Source organism: Gordonia liuliyuniae, from assembly GCF_021739025.1.
GTDB lineage: Bacteria > Actinomycetota > Actinomycetes > Mycobacteriales > Mycobacteriaceae > Gordonia > Gordonia liuliyuniae.
The window spans coordinates 763,040-780,368 of record NZ_JAKKOT010000002.1 but is presented as its reverse complement, the minus strand read 5'-3'; the positions used below and the strand labels follow the sequence as shown (position 1 = coordinate 780,368).

General features: G+C 66.3%; 18 protein-coding genes. 8 read left to right on the top strand and 10 right to left on the bottom strand.

Going from position 1 to position 17,329, the window contains the following annotated elements:
- Nucleotide 1: 1 nt before the first annotated feature.
- Entirely contained in the window at nt 2-358 is a 357-nt protein-coding gene (locus tag L5G28_RS04635; protein WP_237000484.1) for a fluoride efflux transporter FluC, read from the bottom strand.
- Nucleotides 355-780: a fluoride efflux transporter CrcB gene (gene crcB / locus L5G28_RS04630; protein WP_237000483.1), complete on the bottom strand. Its 426-nt coding sequence runs from the start codon at nt 778-780 to the stop codon at nt 355-357. Before crcB ends, L5G28_RS04635 begins: the two co-directional genes overlap by 4 nt.
- A gap of 109 nt (nt 781-889) precedes the next feature.
- On the opposite strand from crcB, the gene L5G28_RS04625 reads away from it, so the two are divergent.
- Together L5G28_RS04625 and L5G28_RS04620 are read left to right on the top strand one after the other, a co-directional pair.
- On the top strand, nt 890-1,090 hold the full coding sequence (locus tag L5G28_RS04625) for a hypothetical protein (RefSeq protein ID WP_237000482.1): 201 nt from the start codon (nt 890-892) through the stop codon (nt 1,088-1,090).
- Between the two features lie 55 nt (nt 1,091-1,145).
- A complete protein-coding gene (locus tag L5G28_RS04620) occupies nt 1,146-2,078 on the top strand; it encodes an LLM class F420-dependent oxidoreductase (protein ID WP_237000481.1) in 933 nt (310 codons plus the stop codon).
- Nucleotides 2,079-2,089: 11 nt separating this feature from the next.
- On the opposite strand, the gene L5G28_RS04615 is transcribed toward L5G28_RS04620, so the two are convergent.
- Nucleotides 2,090-3,364, bottom strand: coding sequence for a DNA polymerase III subunit delta' (locus L5G28_RS04615; RefSeq protein ID WP_236997912.1), 1,275 nt, complete (start codon nt 3,362-3,364; stop codon nt 2,090-2,092).
- Nucleotides 3,365-3,448: 84 nt separating this feature from the next.
- Between L5G28_RS04615 and L5G28_RS04610 the strand changes: the two genes are divergently transcribed.
- Nucleotides 3,449-5,008: an adenylate/guanylate cyclase domain-containing protein gene (locus L5G28_RS04610; RefSeq protein WP_237000480.1), complete on the top strand. Its 1,560-nt coding sequence runs from the start codon at nt 3,449-3,451 to the stop codon at nt 5,006-5,008.
- A 163-nt stretch (nt 5,009-5,171) separates the two neighbouring features.
- Here the strand turns inward: L5G28_RS04610 and topA are convergent, their stop codons facing one another.
- A complete protein-coding gene (topA, locus tag L5G28_RS04605) occupies nt 5,172-8,234 on the bottom strand; it encodes a type I DNA topoisomerase (RefSeq protein ID WP_237000479.1) in 3,063 nt (1,020 codons plus the stop codon).
- A gap of 139 nt (nt 8,235-8,373) precedes the next feature.
- A complete protein-coding gene (locus tag L5G28_RS04600; protein WP_237000478.1) occupies nt 8,374-8,664 on the bottom strand; it encodes a helix-turn-helix transcriptional regulator in 291 nt (96 codons plus the stop codon).
- A gap of 388 nt (nt 8,665-9,052) precedes the next feature.
- Between L5G28_RS04600 and L5G28_RS04595 the strand changes: the two genes are divergently transcribed.
- The 4 genes from L5G28_RS04595 (at nt 9,053) to L5G28_RS04580 (ending at nt 12,754) form a co-directional block, all read left to right on the top strand.
- The gene (locus L5G28_RS04595) at nt 9,053-10,069 is read left to right on the top strand and encodes an LppP/LprE family lipoprotein (RefSeq protein WP_237000477.1); all 1,017 of its coding nucleotides are present in this window, start codon (nt 9,053-9,055) and stop codon (nt 10,067-10,069) included.
- A 53-nt stretch (nt 10,070-10,122) separates the two neighbouring features.
- Nucleotides 10,123-10,503 (top strand): hypothetical protein, encoded by a 381-nt coding sequence (locus L5G28_RS04590; protein ID WP_237000476.1) that lies wholly within the window; start codon nt 10,123-10,125, stop codon nt 10,501-10,503.
- Between the two features lie 115 nt (nt 10,504-10,618).
- A complete protein-coding gene (locus L5G28_RS04585) occupies nt 10,619-11,548 on the top strand; it encodes a hypothetical protein (RefSeq protein WP_237000475.1) in 930 nt (309 codons plus the stop codon).
- 60 nt (nt 11,549-11,608) lie between these two features.
- A complete protein-coding gene (locus tag L5G28_RS04580) occupies nt 11,609-12,754 on the top strand; it encodes a hypothetical protein (protein ID WP_237000474.1) in 1,146 nt (381 codons plus the stop codon).
- Here L5G28_RS04580 and L5G28_RS04575 read toward each other — a convergent pair.
- Both L5G28_RS04575 and L5G28_RS04570 read right to left on the bottom strand, forming a co-directional pair.
- A complete protein-coding gene (locus L5G28_RS04575) occupies nt 12,751-13,329 on the bottom strand; it encodes a hypothetical protein (RefSeq protein ID WP_237000473.1) in 579 nt (192 codons plus the stop codon). The genes L5G28_RS04580 and L5G28_RS04575 overlap by 4 nt on opposite strands.
- Before the next feature lie 136 nt (nt 13,330-13,465).
- Nucleotides 13,466-13,669, bottom strand: a complete 204-nt coding sequence (locus L5G28_RS04570) for a cold-shock protein (protein WP_236997916.1) — start codon at nt 13,667-13,669, stop codon at nt 13,466-13,468.
- A gap of 291 nt (nt 13,670-13,960) precedes the next feature.
- Here L5G28_RS04570 and sftH point away from each other — a divergent pair, with 291 nt between their 5' ends.
- A complete protein-coding gene (gene sftH / locus L5G28_RS04565) occupies nt 13,961-16,294 on the top strand; it encodes a DEAD/DEAH box helicase (RefSeq protein ID WP_237000472.1) in 2,334 nt (777 codons plus the stop codon).
- A 91-nt stretch (nt 16,295-16,385) separates the two neighbouring features.
- Here the strand turns inward: sftH and L5G28_RS04560 are convergent, their stop codons facing one another.
- From L5G28_RS04560 to L5G28_RS04550, 3 genes are read right to left on the bottom strand one after another with little or no spacing between them, the layout of a single operon-like run.
- On the bottom strand, nt 16,386-16,745 hold the full coding sequence (locus L5G28_RS04560; RefSeq protein WP_237000471.1) for an Rv3654c family TadE-like protein: 360 nt from the start codon (nt 16,743-16,745) through the stop codon (nt 16,386-16,388).
- On the bottom strand, nt 16,742-17,056 hold the full coding sequence (locus L5G28_RS04555; RefSeq protein ID WP_237000470.1) for a TadE family type IV pilus minor pilin: 315 nt from the start codon (nt 17,054-17,056) through the stop codon (nt 16,742-16,744). Before L5G28_RS04555 ends, L5G28_RS04560 begins: the two co-directional genes overlap by 4 nt.
- A 34-nt stretch (nt 17,057-17,090) precedes the next feature.
- Nucleotides 17,091-17,309, bottom strand: a complete 219-nt coding sequence (locus L5G28_RS04550) for a DUF4244 domain-containing protein (RefSeq protein ID WP_236997920.1) — start codon at nt 17,307-17,309, stop codon at nt 17,091-17,093.
- Between the last annotated feature and the right edge of the window lie 20 nt (nt 17,310-17,329).

Below are 17,329 nucleotides of genomic sequence, written 5' to 3'. Positions count from 1 at the left end.
GTCACACCGACCAGGCGATGGCCAGACCTATCGCGCACGCCCCGACCGACCCGACCAACGTGAGCATCGCGTACAGCAGGCCGCGGCGTCCGCCGGTCCGGACCGTGTCCAGCACCGAGGTCGAGAACGTCGTGTACCCACCGCAGAAGCCGGTGCCGACCACCGCCGACCAGTCCGACGACGCACCGTGAAACATCACGACGCCCGCAACCACGCCGATGAGCAACGACCCGGTCACATTGATCGCGAACACGGGACCAGGGAAGGCAGCCGGCCACCGCTGCCGGGACGCATCGTCGACGACGAACCGCAGGACCGATCCGAGCGCGCCCGCGACGACGACCAGCGCGGGGATCACACGGCACCGCCATGCAGGCGCACGACCCGACGAGCGACGCGCATCCCCGCCCACGCGGCGACGATGCCGACACACACGCTGACCAGTGCGTACAGCAGCGCGAGCGCGACGTGCCCTCCTTTGCCGAGCAGGCTCAATTCCAGCGCGAACGCACTGTAGGTGGTGAACGCGCCGCAGAACCCGGTCCCGACGGCGAGCCTGAACCGCCGTCGCGCACCGTCGTCCGGGCCGAGGCGGACCAACGTCTCGAGCAGGACGCCGAGCACGAATGCACCGGTCACGTTGACCACGAAGGTGCCGACCGGCCACTGCCCGTCGTGGGCAGGCCACGCTTGCTCCGCCAGCCACCGCAGCCCCGTCCCCGCGGCGCCGCCGACGAACACGAGCGCGAGATCAGATCCGCGTGACGCTCGATCGGCCACTGTGGAATCTCCTCGCGTCTCTCGAATTCGGATGAGGCTTCACCAGCTTAGGCTCCGTGCCACCCATACAATCGGTGGTACCAGTCCGTCCCGCACCGAGGAGCCTGCCATGTCCGAGTTCATCGACAAGATCAAACACAAGGCCGAAGAGTTCACCGCGGCGATCGACAACGAGCTCACCGTCCTCGAAGGCGCAGGCGGCGACGACGTGTTCGCCGAACACGACGGCGAGGACGGCGCCCAGAAAGAATCGGCGCAGAGGGAATCAGCACAGAAGGAGTCAGCACAGGAGGAGCCGGGCGACGCCTGACCGCGGACGGCCCCCTCTGACCGCCCGCACACCTCTGGTGGAACCATGACCTGTCATGGACCTTCGAATCTTCACTGAGCCCCAGCAGGGCGCGACGTATGACGACCTGCTCGCCGTCGCCCGCGCCACCGAAGACCTCGGGTACGACGCCTTCTTTCGGTCCGACCACTATCTGGCGATGGGCGACGGCGACGGTCTCCCCGGTCCCACGGACGCGTGGTTGACGTTGGCAGGTCTCGCGTTGCAGACATCGCGGATCCGGCTCGGCACTCTCGTCACGTCGGCCACGTTCCGCCACCCAGGACCGCTCGCCATCTCCGTGGCGCAGGCCGATCAGATGTCGGGCGGCCGTATCGACCTCGGTCTCGGTGCGGGGTGGTTCGACGCCGAGCACTCGGCGTACGGCATCCCGTTCCCGAACCTCGGTGAACGCTTCGACCGTCTGGAAGACACCCTCGAGATCGTCACCGGCCTGTGGACCACGCCTGCGGGTGAGACGTTCGATTACGCTGGCCGACACCTGTCCGTCGCGAACTCGCCTGCGCTCCCCAAGCCGACGCAGTCGCCCCGCCCACCGATCATCATCGGTGGCCTCGGTCCGCGCCGGACCCCGGCGCTGGCCGCCCGGTTCGCCGACGAGTTCAACGTCCCGTTCGCGCCCCGCGAGACCGTCGTCGCCATGTACGACCGCGTCCGCACGACCTGTGCGAGCGTCGGGCGCGACAGCGACGAACTCGTGTACTCGGCGTCCCTCGTCCTGTGCTGCGGCGAGAGCGACGCCGATGTCGCGCGGCGCGCGGACGCGATCGGTCGGGAGCCTTCCGAACTCCGCGAGAACGGCGCGGCGGGCACCGTCGACGAGGTCGTCGCGAAGATCGAGTCGTACCGCGAGGTCGGCGTCACCCGCCTCTACCTGCAGGTACTCGACCTCCACGATCTGGACCATCTCGCGCTGGTCGCCGACAAGGTGGCCCCGCAGCTCGGCTGACTCCCGTCGCGCTACCGCCTGCTCGCGAGCTGATCGCCGATTCGGACGACCATCGCGCTGACCGCGAACTTCGGCTTCACGTTCTTCTCGAGGGCGTCCCGGCATTCGAGGACCGCTTCGATGCAGGCGAGGAGCTTCTCCGGTGACGCGTAACCGGCCATGCCCGCGATGACGTCGTGCTCTTTGTCGGGGTGCATGAGGGTCACCTGCGCGCCCAGCGACCGCGACAACGCGTCGCGGAACAGAGCGGCGAGGTCGACGAGGGCGCGGTCGAGGACGTCGCGCGTCAGACGAGTCTTGCGCGACCTCTGACGTTTCTCGAGTTCTTTGATGACGCCCGCGGTTCCGCGGGGCGGGCGCGCCGTCCCCTTTCCGGTGCCGCCCGCGCCCAGCGCGGTCATCAGCTCGTCGGTCTCGGCGGCGTCGACTTCGGCACTGATCGCGTCCGCGGTCTCGATCGCCGTCTTGACCAGTCGGTCGGCGGCCGCGAACGCGGTCGAGTCACGCGTCGCCGCACGCGCGAGGCTCAGGGCCTGCTCTCGCTGTTCGCGGGACATCGGGTCGGTGGCGAGACGTTTGGCCCGGCCGACGTGCCCGCCCGACACCGATGCCGCCCAGTGCGCGGGCTCCGGGTCGATGCCGTCGCGTTCGATCAACACCTTCGCGATCTGGTCGCTCGCCGGTGCGGTGAGCGCGACGTGCCTGCACCGCGAGCGCAGCGTGATCGCGATGTCTTCGGGCGCCACCGACGGAGCGCAGAGCAGGAAGATCGTGCGTTCCGGCGGTTCCTCGACGGCCTTCAGCAAGGCGTTAGCGCCGTGCTCGGTGAGGCGGTCGGCGTCTTCGACGACGACGATCTGCCAGCGTCCCGTCGTCGGGCGTCGCGCAGCCAGTGACACGATGTGACGGATCTGCCCGACCGAGATCGACAAGCCGTCGGGCTGGATGTGCCGCACGTCGCCGTGCGTACCGCCCATCGTCGTCGTGCAGGCCCGGCACTCGCCGCAGCCGACCCGGTCGGGGTCCAGACACTGCAGCGCGGCCGCGAACGCCGTCGCCGCCACCGAGCGGCCGCTCCCGGGCGGACCGGTGAACAGCCAGGCGTGTGTCATCGATTCGCGGACGCCGACCGGAAGCTCATCGAGCGGGTCGTCGCTGAACATGGACACGGCGCCGTCGGCGGCTTCGTCCAAGCGTGCCGCGACCGCCCTCGCCGACGTCGCCGCATCCCGCAGCTCGGCGGCCAGCACGTCCTGTCCGATCATGCGGTCGAAGACATTAGTCACACATGCCAGCCTAAGCCCCAGTTCAGACGACCGGCCAACCGCGCGTCGTTTAACAATTGCAAGCAGGCGGCTACCGTGGACTTCGTGGTTGCACGACGCTTCGGGCTCGCCAGGCCCGCGCACACTCTGCGCTGGTTGGCTCATACGCCGTGGCCGATTCTTGCCCTCGACCTGCTCCGTGCGAATCTCATCGGCGCATTGTTCACGTTCGCCTTCCTGCGCTGGGGCATGCCGCCGGCCGACGCCTTCTCCATCGGCGACGCCAACGGCGCCAACCAGATCGCGTTCGCCGTGTATCTGGTGATCGCCGTCCTCGTCGGAATGTACGTGGTGACTCGCTTGAGTCTGCCCGTGCTGATCTGGCACCGACGCAGGTCGCGGCTCGATGACGGGGCGGCCCGTCGACGCGCACTCCGGTTGCCGACGCTGTTGACCATCACCAACCTCGCATTGTGGGCGATCGGCGGCACCCTCCTGGCCCTGATCAACTGGAGCAACACGTCCGGCAAGGACGCGGCTCTGGTGGCGCTCGCCAGCGTGGTGGGCGGTCTGGTGACCGGCGTGCTCTCGTTCATGCAATCCGAACGCGTCCTTCGCCCGATCACGGTCGCGGCGATGGCGAACGATCCCGACAGCGTCCACGCGCCCGGCATCACCACCCGAATCAGTTCGTTCTGGGCGGTCACCGTCGCGGTCCCGATGCTCGTCATCATCGCGCTGATCACGCTGCAACGTCTGGAGTTCATCGACACCGACGCCGAGGGCCTGCAACGCCCGATCCTGTGGATGGCTTCGGCTGCGCTCGTCTTCGGGCTCCTCGCGATCACGCGTCTCGTCGGCTCGATCACCGACCCGATCAAGCAATTGCGGATCGCTCTCGCCCGGGTCCGTGCGGGCAACCTGAACGTGGCTGTGAAGGTGTATGACGGCAACGACCTCGGGTCATTGCAGGCCGGGTTCAACGACATGGTGTCGGATGTTCGGGAACGTCAGGAACTGCGCAACCTGTTCGGCCGTTACGTCGGCGAGGACGTCGCTCGGCGCGCGATCGAGACCGGTACCGAGTTGGGCGGCGAGGAACGCTATGTCGGCGTCTTGTTCGTCGACATCGTCGGCTCGACACGTCTGGCGGTCAACCGACCGCCACGCGAGGTGGTCGAGCTGCTCAACGAGTTCTTCCAGGTCGTCGTCGAGGTCGTCGGACGCCACGGCGGTTTCGTCAACAAGTTCCAGGGTGACGCGGCCCTCGCGATCTTCGGTGCGCCGCTCGATCAGGAAGACTTCGCGGGTGCTGCGCTGGCTGCGGCGCGTGACCTGCGCGTGGAACTCGACCGACGTCTCGGCGACGTCGACATGGGCATCGGCGTGTCCGCGGGCAAGGCGGTCGCCGGCCACATCGGTTCCGAGCAGCGTCTGGAGTACACGGTGATCGGCGACCCGGTGAATGAGGCCGCGCGTCTGACCGAACTCGCGAAGGACGAGCCGACTCGCGTCCTCGGCTCGGCCCGCGCCGCCTTCCTCGCCAGCGACACCGAAGCCGCGCACTGGGCGATCGGCGAAGGCGTCGAACTCCGCGGCCGCGGCATCGAGACGCTGCTCGCCCGCCCCGACATCGACGTCAACTCCCCGACCTCGTCCGACTGATCCGTCGCGCACCACCTGCCCGGTTCGTGCCCGTCGCGCACCACCTGCCCGGTTCGTGCCCGTCGCGCACCACCTGCCCGGTTCGTGCCCTGAGCGTCACCTCGTGCTCAGACCCCGACCCTGAGCGCATAGTCGTGCCCAGGGCACGACGGTGCCGCTGGCGTCAGTCGGTCTTCTTGGCTGGGCTCTTCTTGGCTGCAGTCTTTTTTGCCGTGGTCTTCTTGGCTGCAGTCTTTTTTGCCGTGGTCTTCTTCGCTGTAGTCTTCTTCGCTGCGGTCTTCTTGGCCGGGCTCTTCTTGGCTGTCTTCTTGGCAGCCTTCTTCGCCGGGCCTCGAGCTCGGCGGTCGGCGAGCAGCTCCATCGCACGTTCGGGCGTGATGGAAGCGACCTCGTCGCCCTTACGCAGACTCGCGTTGGTCTCGCCATCGGTCACGTATGGACCGAAGCGACCGTCCTTGATGACCATCGCGCCACCGCTGACGTCATCGTTCTTGCCGAACTCACGCAGCGGCGGTGCGGCAGCGGCGCGACCGCGTCGCTTGGGCTCCGCGTAGATCTTCAACGCCTCGTCGAGTGTGATCTCGAAGAGCTGGTCTTCGGACGTCAACGACCGCGAGTCCGTCCCCTTCTTCAAGTACGGACCGTACCGGCCGTTCTGCGCAGTGATCTCGTCGTTCGACTCCGGGTCGACACCCACCACACGCGGCAGCGACAGGAGTTTCAACGCGTCGTCGAGCGTGACGGTCGAGATCTCCATCGACTTGAACAGCGAACCGGTCCGCGGCTTGGGGCCTGCCTTCTTCGCGGCCTTCTTAGCCGTCTTCTTAGCCGTCTTCTTGGCGGCCTTCTTCACGGTCGACGTCGCCGTCGTGACTCCGCCGGACGGTACGTCGTCGAGCGCTACGACGGCGTCGCCGGCCGGGACCCCGCCCTCGCCACCATCGCGGGGTGTCGGACCTGCCGGGATGGTCGGGACGGGCGTGCCGGCCGACCCGTCGTCGTCCTCCGGTTCATCCTCGGGGAGGATCTCGGTGACGTAGGGGCCGAAGCGGCCCTCCTTGGCGACGATGCGGTGTCCGGTCACCGGGTCGACGCCGAGTTCGCGCCCTTCCTGCGGTGTCTCGAACAGCTTCTCGGCCACTTCGAGAGTCAACTCGTCAGGCGTCATGTCCGACGGCAGGTTGGCTCGCTTGAGATCGGGTTCGGCGTCCGGGCCTGCGACGTTCCGCTCCAGGTACGGACCATACCGGCCGACCCGGACGGACACCGTCCGACCTTCGGAATCCTCGAACAGTTTGATCGAGTTCACTTCGCGGGCGTCGATGCCCTCCAGGTTGACGCCGACGAGCTTCTTCAGCCCGCCCTTGCGTGCGATGGCGCCCGCCGCGTCGTCGCCGGACTGCTGCGCCTCGTCACCGAAGTAGAACTCGGTGAGCCAACGGGTCCGATCCTGGTCGCCGGACGCGATCTGGTCGAGGTCGTCTTCGAGCGACGCGGTGAAGTCGTAGTCGACGAGACTGTTGAAGTAGCCCTCCAGCAGTCCGACGACGGCGAACGCGATCCACGACGGGACGAGCGCGTTGCCCTTCTTGACCACGTAACCGCGATCCTGGATGGTGCCGATGATCGACGCGTACGTCGACGGACGACCGATGCCGAGCTCTTCGAGGACCTTGACCAGCGAAGCCTCCGTGTAACGGGCAGGCGGGTTGGTCGAGTGTCCGTCGGCGACGAGCGTCGACGCCGTCAGCGACTGGCCTTCGGTCAGGTTCGGGAGACGGCTCTCCGCGTCGTCGGACTTGTCGGAGGTCTGCTCGTCGACGCTCTCCACATACGCGGACAGGAAGCCCGGGAACGTGATGGTGCGGCCCGACGACGCGAACGTCACCTCTTCGCCGCCAGGCTTCAATCCGGTGTCCGCGCGTCCACTTATCCGCAGACTCATGGTGGTGCCGCGGGCGTCGGCCATCTGGGAGGCGACGGTGCGCTGCCAGATCAGTTCGTACAGGCGGAACTCGTCGGTGTCGAGCGCTGAGGCGACCTGGCCGGGCGTACGGAACGACTCGCCCGCAGGGCGGATCGCCTCGTGCGCTTCCTGCGCGTTCTTCACCTTGCGGGTGTACTGGCGCGGCGAGGAGTGCACGAACTTGTCGCCGTACAGGTCGCGGGCCTGAGCGCGCGCCGCGTCGATCGCCGACTCCGACAGGGTTGTCGAGTCGGTACGCATGTAGGTGATGTAGCCGTTCTCGTACAGCCGCTGCGCGATGCGCATCGTCCGGTCGGACGTGAAACGCAGTTTGCGGCCGGCCTCCTGCTGGAGGGTCGACGTCATGAACGGCGCATACGGGCGGCGCGTGTACGGCTTCTCCTCGACGGACGTCACCGTGAGCGCGGCGCCTTCGAGTCCGGCGGCGAGCGCGTTCGCACGGGCGCCGTCGAGCACGGTGACGCCGGTCGCCTTCTTGATCTTGCCGTCCGAGCCGAAGTCGCGTCCGGTGGCGACCCGCTCGTCGTCAATGTTGACCAGGCGTGAGGAGAAGGTTCGCGGTTTCGCGTCCGCTCCGGCATCCATCGTCGCGGCGATGTCCCAATAGTCGGCCGAGACGAATGCCATGCGCTCGCGTTCACGTTCGACGATGACTCGGGTCGCGACCGACTGCACGCGTCCCGCCGACAGCTTCGGCATCACCTTCTTCCACAGGACCGGCGACACCTCGTACCCATACAGGCGGTCGAGGATGCGCCGGGTCTCCTGCGCGTCGACGAGGTCGGTGTCGAGGTCGCGCGGGTTCTCTGCGGCGGCGATGATCGCGGGCTTGGTGATCTCATGGAACACCATGCGCTTCACCGGGATCTTCGGCTTCAACGTCTCGAGGAGGTGCCAGGCGATGGCCTCCCCCTCGCGGTCACCGTCCGTCGCGAGATAGAGCTCGTCGACGTCGCGCATCAACGCCCGGAGTTCGGAGACTGTCGACTTCTTGTCTGCCGAGACCACGTAGAGCGGCTCGAACCCGTCGTCGACGTTCACGCCTAGGCGCGCCCACGGCTGCCCCTTGTATTTGGCGGGCACGTCGGCGGCGCCTCGCGGCAAGTCCCGAATGTGTCCACGTGACGATTCGACGACGTAGTTCGCGCCGAGGTACCCCGCGATCTTGCGCGCTTTCGTCGGAGACTCGACGATTACGAGTCGCCGGATGGCGGGGTCAGCACTGTCAGTGGCGGCCACTTAAGAGCCCTTCGGTCTGTAGTTTCGCTGTTCGATGCCGTTATATCGGTGTTCGGTTCCGTTGTAACGCTTCGATGCCGTTGTACCTTATATATGGTGTCGTCTGCACTCCACCCCAGGTAATCGGAGTGGACTGATCTCATTCGTCGTCGACGACACGCGAGACCGTCTCGTGAGCAAGTTCTTCCACCGCACTTCGACCGGTCGCTACGGGGTACCGCTCGAGGTCGGCGAGGACATCGTGGACGGTCCGGCCGAGTGGCTTCAGGTACTCCTGCATCTCGATCAGATCGAGCCGACGCTCGCGCGACTCAACCTTCGATACGAGCGACTGGACAACCCCGAGCCGATCCGCCAACTCGAGCTGGGTCAGACCGCTGAGCACGCGATATGACTTGAGAATCCGGCACAACGCCTCAGTGCGCTGCACGTAATCGGCTCCTCGTAAGGACATTCATCGATCATCCTCCGTGCGGTCATGGCAACCCAATAATGGATTGGGCATCCATAGTTAGGTTATCGTGTCGGATAGTCGTCGCTAAATTGTGACGAATGAGCCGAACAGGCGTTTCGCCTGCGGGGGGACAATCGTGGTCTATATGGGTACAGCGGTGCGGCGCAGTCGATTCGCGATCATCGCTGGGGCGGTCCTGATCACGGCTACCGTGGTCGCCGCGTGTGGGACTAACGACTCCGGGACCGGATCAGACCCGTCCGCTCCGACGCCCACTGCGGAGGCTGCGAACCCATGTCCACCCGATGTGAGCGGATCCTGCACCCCGGTCGCCGTTGTCGATCTTGACGGGTCCGGTACGCCGATGGCGATCAGCGTCCACCCGAGCGGAACTAAGTTCGTCTCGGCCACGGCTCCCGACGGCACGACGGCGACGGTGGACGTCGACGCCGCAGACAGTCTCGCGACTACTCCGGTTCCGGACGATTTCGGCGACAAGATCGCCTTCTACGATCTCGACGGTAAGCCGGGCGCTGAGATCGTCGTACCCGTCGGAATGTTCGGTTCCAACTCACTCTTCCAGGTATACCGCTGGGAGAACGGGCAGCTCAGACTCATGGCGGCCCCCGGGGAGACGATGAACATCAAGTTCGGCACCGGGATCTGGGTGTTTCCCGGCGAACGGATCCTCGCCCGGGCCATGTGCCGCAAAGACAAGGCTCTCGCGTTGGGAAGCACCGAGATGCCATCGCCGAAGTCCGGACGCGTCATCGACTTCGCGTTCAAACCCGGAAGCGGTGCAGGTGAGGCGGGTGAGTGGGTGGTCGACGGCCGACGGACCGTGAACCCGTCGGAGATCACTGACATGTCGGTCGGTCAGCAGCATTTCAAGTGCGAGGACGTGCGGATCAAATCGCTGGATTCGTCCACCGCGCCGTCGACCACGTCCACCGCGTCCACCACGTCCTGCGACCGGTCCAAGGACATGACGTCGACTGTCCAGCGGGCGATCGCAGCCCTGCCGACGATGAACGACTGGGCGTGGCGAACCACTGCGACGCAGATACCGGAGCCTTGTGCGACGCTCGGCTTCGCTACGACCACTGTCGAAATGGCCACCAACTCGAGCCCGGTCGGGATCATGCTCTTCCATGACGGCGAGTACGTCGGCCCTGCTGCCACCTGCTACCCGCCGGTCGAGTCCGTGAAGAACGACGGCGACGACACCGTCGTCGTCACGTACCGCTATCCCAATGAAGGCGACTCGAATGCCGACATGACGGGCCGCGCGACCCTCACCCACACGTGGCAGGACGGGAAGGTCGTCAAGACCGGCGACATCCCGGCCCGACTGACACAGCTTGCCGGCTGCACTCCGTAGTTCGCGCTCCCTAGATATCGATCCCGATACACGACCTCAAGGAATCCGACACGATGATCACCACCCTCAAGCGCACAATCGCAGCCCTCACCATCGGCGCTGCCGCAGTCACGGGCGTCACCGTCGCCGCTGGTGACGCGGACGCAAAGACGTACGGCATCGACAACGGCGCCTACACGTTCAAAGTGAAGAACAACGTCTTCTACGACCACTCGACCTCCTACACCAAGGTCTGGGTGCGCGGAAACGTGATGTCGGTGAAGGTCCCCGGCCGCCCCAACACTCGCGTTCGCATCATCGCTACCCGCAACGGAGGCTACTTCGACCTCGGCGGCGCGCGTTCGACCTTCGTCAAGTCGAAGCACGGGCGCTACGCCGGAAACCTCTACGGCGCAGGGTTCGTCGTCGGACGCAACCATCTGATCCCGCGCTGACACAGCAGCGAAATGCGGAGAGGCGCGGACGATCAGACCTCCGACGTCGAGGACGGCGACGTAGTTCTCCGAACGCGCACCGGATAAGTCACCCGCCCCCGATTTAGGAATCACAATGCCCAAGTACAGCCACTACCAGCGGTCGATGCTCGCCGACTCGGCGCGCGCCACAGCTGCCGCCAAGCAAACTGCTGCTGCCGCCAAGCAAACTGCTGCAGTCACCGAGCGACAGCTCCGGACTCTTGAGACTCAATCGCAGGCCGCTGCGCTGGCCAATGCCGAGATGATTCGGGTCCAGAGCGAGATCGCTCGAGCAACCGCGGCAAACAACCAACTGCTGGTTCGGCAGCTCGAAATCCAGCGAGACCAGCTGCAACTCCAACGCGAGGAGGCCGTTCGACGCGGCCAGGAAGAGGACAAGCGAGACCGGCAGGCATTCGCGATTTGGCGGCAGACACCGGACGGCGAGGCGTTCACCGCGTGGTACGGACGTGCTGCGGCGATGGCCGAGGAGATCGAAGCCAACGACAAGCACTGGCGAGACGCCGTCGAAGCGATCAAGTCCGAATGGAAGTCGCCGCGACGCGAACAGATCGAATTCGCCACCTTCAACCCAGACGAACGCAACGCAACAATCGCTAAACGCTTCTTCATCGGCGCTGGTGTGTGTGCAGCGCTCTGGATCGTCTTCGTGGCCGCTGGCGTCATCGGAATGGTGAACTTAGTCTTCATCCTCGGTGCACTCGGCCTCGCCGGCGCCGGTGTCTGGAGATTCTTCTCGAGTGACAAGCCGCAGCGGGCTGCCGCGCTCATGTCTCTCCGCACGCAGGGTACCGGCGAACTCGGCTTCGACCCCATGTCGGACGAGGTCCCCGCATGGTCGACGACCGACGCCGCGGCCTACGCCCGCCAGATTCGGGTGTACTCCTTGGACGCCTATCGCACGCATCCGCCTGCGAACAGCCTTCCAACGCTCAGCCAGTACCAGTTCGTCAACTCGGCATCGATCAAGAGCCCGGCACTGAAACAGCTTCTGCCCCACTGATCTCCACGCACCGCACTAGCACAGCGGCGCTCCGACGCCGTACCGAGAAAGGAGTCCTGAGTGGACTCGCGCCCCGACTCCGTGTTCAAAGCGGTCTACACCGCAACGCTTCGCAGCGTGGCGCCTCAGTCCATGAACGCTCGCCCGACTCCTCATACCGAGTCCGAGCGAAGTGATCTCCTCACCTATGCGACTCGTGTCTCGCGCGGAGCCACCACCATCGCACTCGTCGTATGCCTCCCGATACTGCTGCTGATCTGGTGGTTGCTGTGGGATCTGCGAGTCTTCGACTTCGGCATCGTCGGGGTCCTTTTACGCTTTCTCGTAACCACACTCTGGTTGGCCGTCTTCCTGGTCGGCGCTTATCTTCTCCTGGTGATCGCGGTCGGGTACTCCGCATATGTGCGTCGTCTACAGTCAGCGCAGACCATCCCCGATATTCAGGCTCAGGGAACGACGCTCTTCGGTGCCCCGTCGCAGAAGCCCGCCCGACAGCCTTCCCGCGCCGGAGCCCCGGAACCGAACGCTGCACACGCGCCGTCTCCGGCGGGCGCTGCGCCGATCCCGACCGCTTCTCCGCTGCTCAGTTCATTCTCCGACCGACCGAGGGAAGCCGCTGTTGACGCCGCCCGCGTAGGGCCGCACTCGACTCTGACAGCAGACAACTACCCATCCGGGACTCCAGCGAACCGCGACATGGCAACCGACTCGGACTTCGATTTCGAGGTATGGCTCGACACCCCGAACGGGCAGTCGTTCGTACGCTTCAGTGCCATGACGACCACCCAATGTCAGTTGGTCGCAGCGATGGACACGGCGTGGGAGACGACTGTCGCCGACCTCAGCTTCGATTGGTTGGCCGCGCAGGGTGAATCACTCGATTCCTTGGCCGCGGCCATCGAAACAGCGACCACTGATGCGGAACGAGATGCCGCCGACGCCCGCCTCATCGAACTTCGGGTCCGGGCTGTCCGCGAGCTCGGATTCGATCCGGTAGACGCGAGCAACCCGCCTCAGTGGAAGCCTGCCTGGGTCGACGCCTACCTAGCGGGGGCGAACCGCTACCTTGCGCGTTGCAGATCAGACGGCCCCCTCTCAGCCGGCACCATGCCCGCTTTGAAGGTCGTGGAGCCCGTCGACGTCGATACGATCAGCCACCCAGCACTCAAAGCACTGGTGGCGAAATCGTTCGCGAGAGGCTTCTAACACTCCCCCGGCCACACTCCGTCTGGAGCGTCACCAGGCCGGACTCCCACGGTCTCGGCGAGCCGCGTCAGGCGCTTGCGCCCGGACACTCGCAGCGCCGGTTGACTTCCACGGACTCCGATGAGGGTCGGCGCGATGCCGACTCTCATCAGCGCGGTGGCGAGGGGCGCGTGCGTCTCCGGGGCACTCGGGTCGAGGCCCAGCATGTAGTGGGGGCCGTCGAATCGGCCCGACGCGAGCACCCACAGTCGTAGAGCACGCGCACTCGGCGTCCAACCCTCAGGGACGGCTTTCACTGCGCCAGACGACCAGCGGCGGTGCAATGCGGTGATCCGCGGGTTGGCTTCGGTCCGCGCGATCGGCGACCCCTCATCGGAGATCAGCGTCTGCGCGTCGAGTCCGGTCGCCATGATGTCCGCGGCGATCTCGTCAGCACGCCATTGCGCGCCGAGGACGATCGATACTCGAGCCCCCAGGTTCGTGTGGACCGATTGTCCCTGTCCGGCGAGCAGGCCTGCGAGATCGTCGATCACGGGGTCTTCCGTGTCCGCGGAGAACAACGACATCTGGCTCACGTGTCGATCCTACTGCGGCCCAATACAACAGCGGCACACCACAACGCTCGTGGTCGCAACGCAACACTCCCGACACCGCCGAAGCGGTGCCGGGAGTGTTGTCTCGTAAGTCTGGGACGCCCGAGGGCGTACGAAATCAGACTGCGGTGACTCCGGTGGCCTGAGGACCCTTGGTGCCCTGGCCGACCTCGAACTCCACGCGCTGGTTCTCTTCGAGGGTGCGGAAGCCGTTGCCCTGAATCTCCGAGTAATGGACGAACACGTCGTCGTTGCCCTCGTCAGGCGCGATGAAGCCGAAGCCCTTCTCCGCGTTGAACCACTTCACAGTGCCCTGTGCCATCTACTGCATTCCTAACTTTTCATCACCCGCCACGGAGCGTCCCCGGCGGGGGCCTGTTCCGACCGCCATACCTCGACAAGACCTCGCCATACGGCGATGGAACCGACTGCAGTACCACGTTCGCAACGGACTCCGCCCTTTGAGCGGAGTGTGCGACCGCTTTTAGCTAACCACGTTTCCGGCCCGCGCGATACTTTTAGCGCGTTCGGAACCAAACTGCCCGTGACCGGCTCGTGCCCAGCTCCGACGGTAAACTGACGTGCCTACCCCGAACACATTGGAGCGACGTCGATGCAGCATGCCACTTACGGCAGCGAACTGCTCGGCAGAACCCTCGCGGGCGCCGAGTCCGGCGACGAGTCTCCGCTCACCCACATGGCCGTGATACCCACGCGCACAGCCGAATTCAGCGAGTGGCCGGACTGGGTTCATCCCGAGGTGCGGGACGCCTTCACCGACCACGGGCTGCGACGCCCGTGGCGCCACCAGATCGAGGCCGCCGATCACGCGTACGCGGGCCGCCACGTCTGCGTGTGCACCGGCACCGCGTCGGGCAAGTCGCTGGCCTATCAACTCCCGATCCTCACCACGTTCGCGCAGGACCCGAACGCCACCGCCCTCTACCTGTCGCCGACCAAAGCGCTCGGCGCCGACCAATTGAGGGCGACGGCTCAGATCATCGCGGGCGTGCCGTCGCTGAGCCATCTGCAGCCGAGCGCCTACGACGGCGACACCGACTCCGAGCTGCGGCAGTGGGCGCGGATGCATTCGCGCTGGATCTTCACCAACCCGGACATGCTGCATGTCGGGATCTGCTCGTCGCACGCCAAGTGGCGCCAGTTCTTCGCCAAGCTGAAGTACATCGTCGTCGACGAATGCCACCACTACCGGGGCGTGTTCGGCTCGCACACGGCGCTGGTGTTGCAGCGGACGCTGCGGATCGCACGCCGCTACGGGGCGGACCCGGTCGTCATCGGTGCCAGCGCGACCGTCTCGAATCCGGCGCAAGCGCTGTCTCGATTGATCGGTGACGACGTCGTAGCGGTCACCGACGACACGTCGCCGCACGGCGAACGGACCGTCGCGATGTGGGAGCCGGGATTCGTCGAGGGCACGACCGACACCGAACGCGGCGGCGAGAACGGAGCCCCCGTTCGACGCTCTGCGGGCGCCGAGGCCGCGCGACTCCTCGCGGACTTCGTGGTGGAGGGTGCACGCACCCTGTGCTTCGTCCGTTCGCGACGCGGCGTGGAGGTGACTGCGGTGAAGGCCCGCCAGTTGCTCGCCGAGTCGGCGCCCGAACTGGTCGATCGAGTCGCCGCTTACCGTGCCGGGTATCTGGCCGACGATCGACGCCGACTCGAGCGAGCGCTGTCCGACGGCGAACTCCTCGGGGTCGCGACGACGAACGCACTCGAACTCGGCGTCGACATCAGCGGACTCGACGCCGTCGTCGTCGCAGGCTATCCGGGTACCGTCGCCTCGTTCTGGCAGCAGGCCGGTCGTGCGGGTCGTCGCGGGGAAGGTTCGCTGGTGGTCATGGTGGCCCGGGACGACCCGCTCGACACATATCTCGTCCACCACCCTGACGCGTTGTTGGAGCGACCCGTCGAGGCGACGGTCACCGATCCGACGAACCCGTACGTTCTCGGACCGCATCTGCTGTGTGCGGCCACCGAGTTCCCCATCTCTGATGCCGAGGCGACTGGCTGGCATGCCGACGAGGTGATCGCCGGCCTCGTCGACGACGGGAAGCTGAAGCGGCGCAAGGCCGGTTGGTATCCGGCGCCCGGCCTCGATCCGCACGGCGACATCGACATCCGCGGCGGCATCGGCGGCCAGGTCCTCATCGTCGACGCGACGACGTCGCGGCTACTGGGCACCGTCGACACGTCACGCGCCATGACATCGGTGTTCCCGGGCGCGGTGTATCTGCACCAGGGTGAGAGCTTCGTCGTCGACGAACTCGCGCTCGACGACGGTCTCGCGCTCGCTCACCCGGAGGAGCCGGATTGGACGACGACTGCTCGTGAAGTCAGCGAGGTCGTCGTCGACCGTGTCGTCGAGCAACGGTCGTTCGGCCCGTTGACCGTCTCATTCGCCGAGGTGACCGTCACCAGCCAGGTGGTCGGCTTCCTGCGGAAGGCGCTCACCGGCGAGATCCTCGACCAGGTCCCCCTCGATCTGCCCGAGCACCAGTTGTCGACGCGTGCGGTGATGTACACCGTCGAACCGGATGCGCTGGTCGCTGCCGGGATCGCCCCCGACAAGTTCCCGGGCGCACTCCATGCCGCCGAGCACGCGGCGATCGGCATGCTGGGACTCGTCGCCACGTGCGACCGCTGGGACATCGGCGGCTTGTCGACCGACCTGCACCCGCAGACCGGGTTGCCGACGGTGTTCGTCTACGACGGGTTCCCCGGCGGTGCCGGTTTCGCCGAACGCGGTCACGAGGCGTTCGACGACTGGATCGCCGCCACCGACGAAGCCGTCTCATCGTGCGCGTGCACGAGCGGCTGCCCGTCGTGCGTGCAATCACCCAAGTGCGGCAACGGAAACGAGCCGCTCGACAAAGAGCACGCGATCAAACTGCTACGCCTGATCGGGCGACACTACGGCTCGTGACGGCCCGGGACACGGCTGGGCGAGCTTGCTCCGCCGATCCAGACCACATGGTGGATCAGATCGGCGGACGGGACGATTCGATTCCGGTCGGTCACGACTGAACCGGACCAGCCCGCGCCACCGCGATCGCATCACGAACCCCCAGACCGCCCAGCTGTACCCGAACCACGACGTGCACCACCACGTCCTGGCCGTCGACCACGCACTCCGCCACGGACGGCGACCCCTCCTGGTCGGCGACCCGTTCACGAGCGACCTCGCACGCATCCGCACTCCCCGACACGTGCACAGACGCCGCAGCCAACGCGCCCAGATCCGCCGCCGACTGCGCACGATGGCGAGCCAACACGGCCGCCCCGACATACAGAACGCCGACGAGAACAGCAGCCAGAACCGCGATCACCGCAGCCCCGGTCACCGTCGAGAACCCCTCCTCGTCACGACACCTCACCGAACCCCGCCCGGCTCCATCGCGGCGACTGCCCGCGCAGACACCGTCACCATCGGCAACATCGGAACGCCCGCCGACACCGACACGGTCACCGTCTCCCCGCCGGCCGACACCGAGATCCGTGCGCCGCCCGGTGCCACCGAACGCCCCACCTCCGACGCCGAAGTGTCGCCCGCAGCAGCAAGCCGAGCAACCTCACGAGCGGCGTCCGTACACCGAATCTGCATCACGACCGCAGCCACCGCGCCGGTCCCCGTCACCAGAAAGACCGCGATCGCCGCGAGAGCGAACGCCGCCTCCACCGTCACCATCCCGCCCTCGTCCCGTAGCAACCGCGCCCACACCTCAACTCACCGCCGTACTCAATGCCCGCGTGATGATCCCCGTCAATGCAGACAAGATGTTGTCGCCGGTGACCACCGTGTAGAGCAACGCACCGAACGCCGCCGCAGCGACGGTCCCGATCGCGTACTCGACGGTGGACATCCCCGATTCGTCCGTGACGAGTTGGCCGGTCAGCGTTCGGACCTCGCTGCACCACTGCATCAATCGACTCGTGCCCATGTCGTCCCCCTCATGTCGGG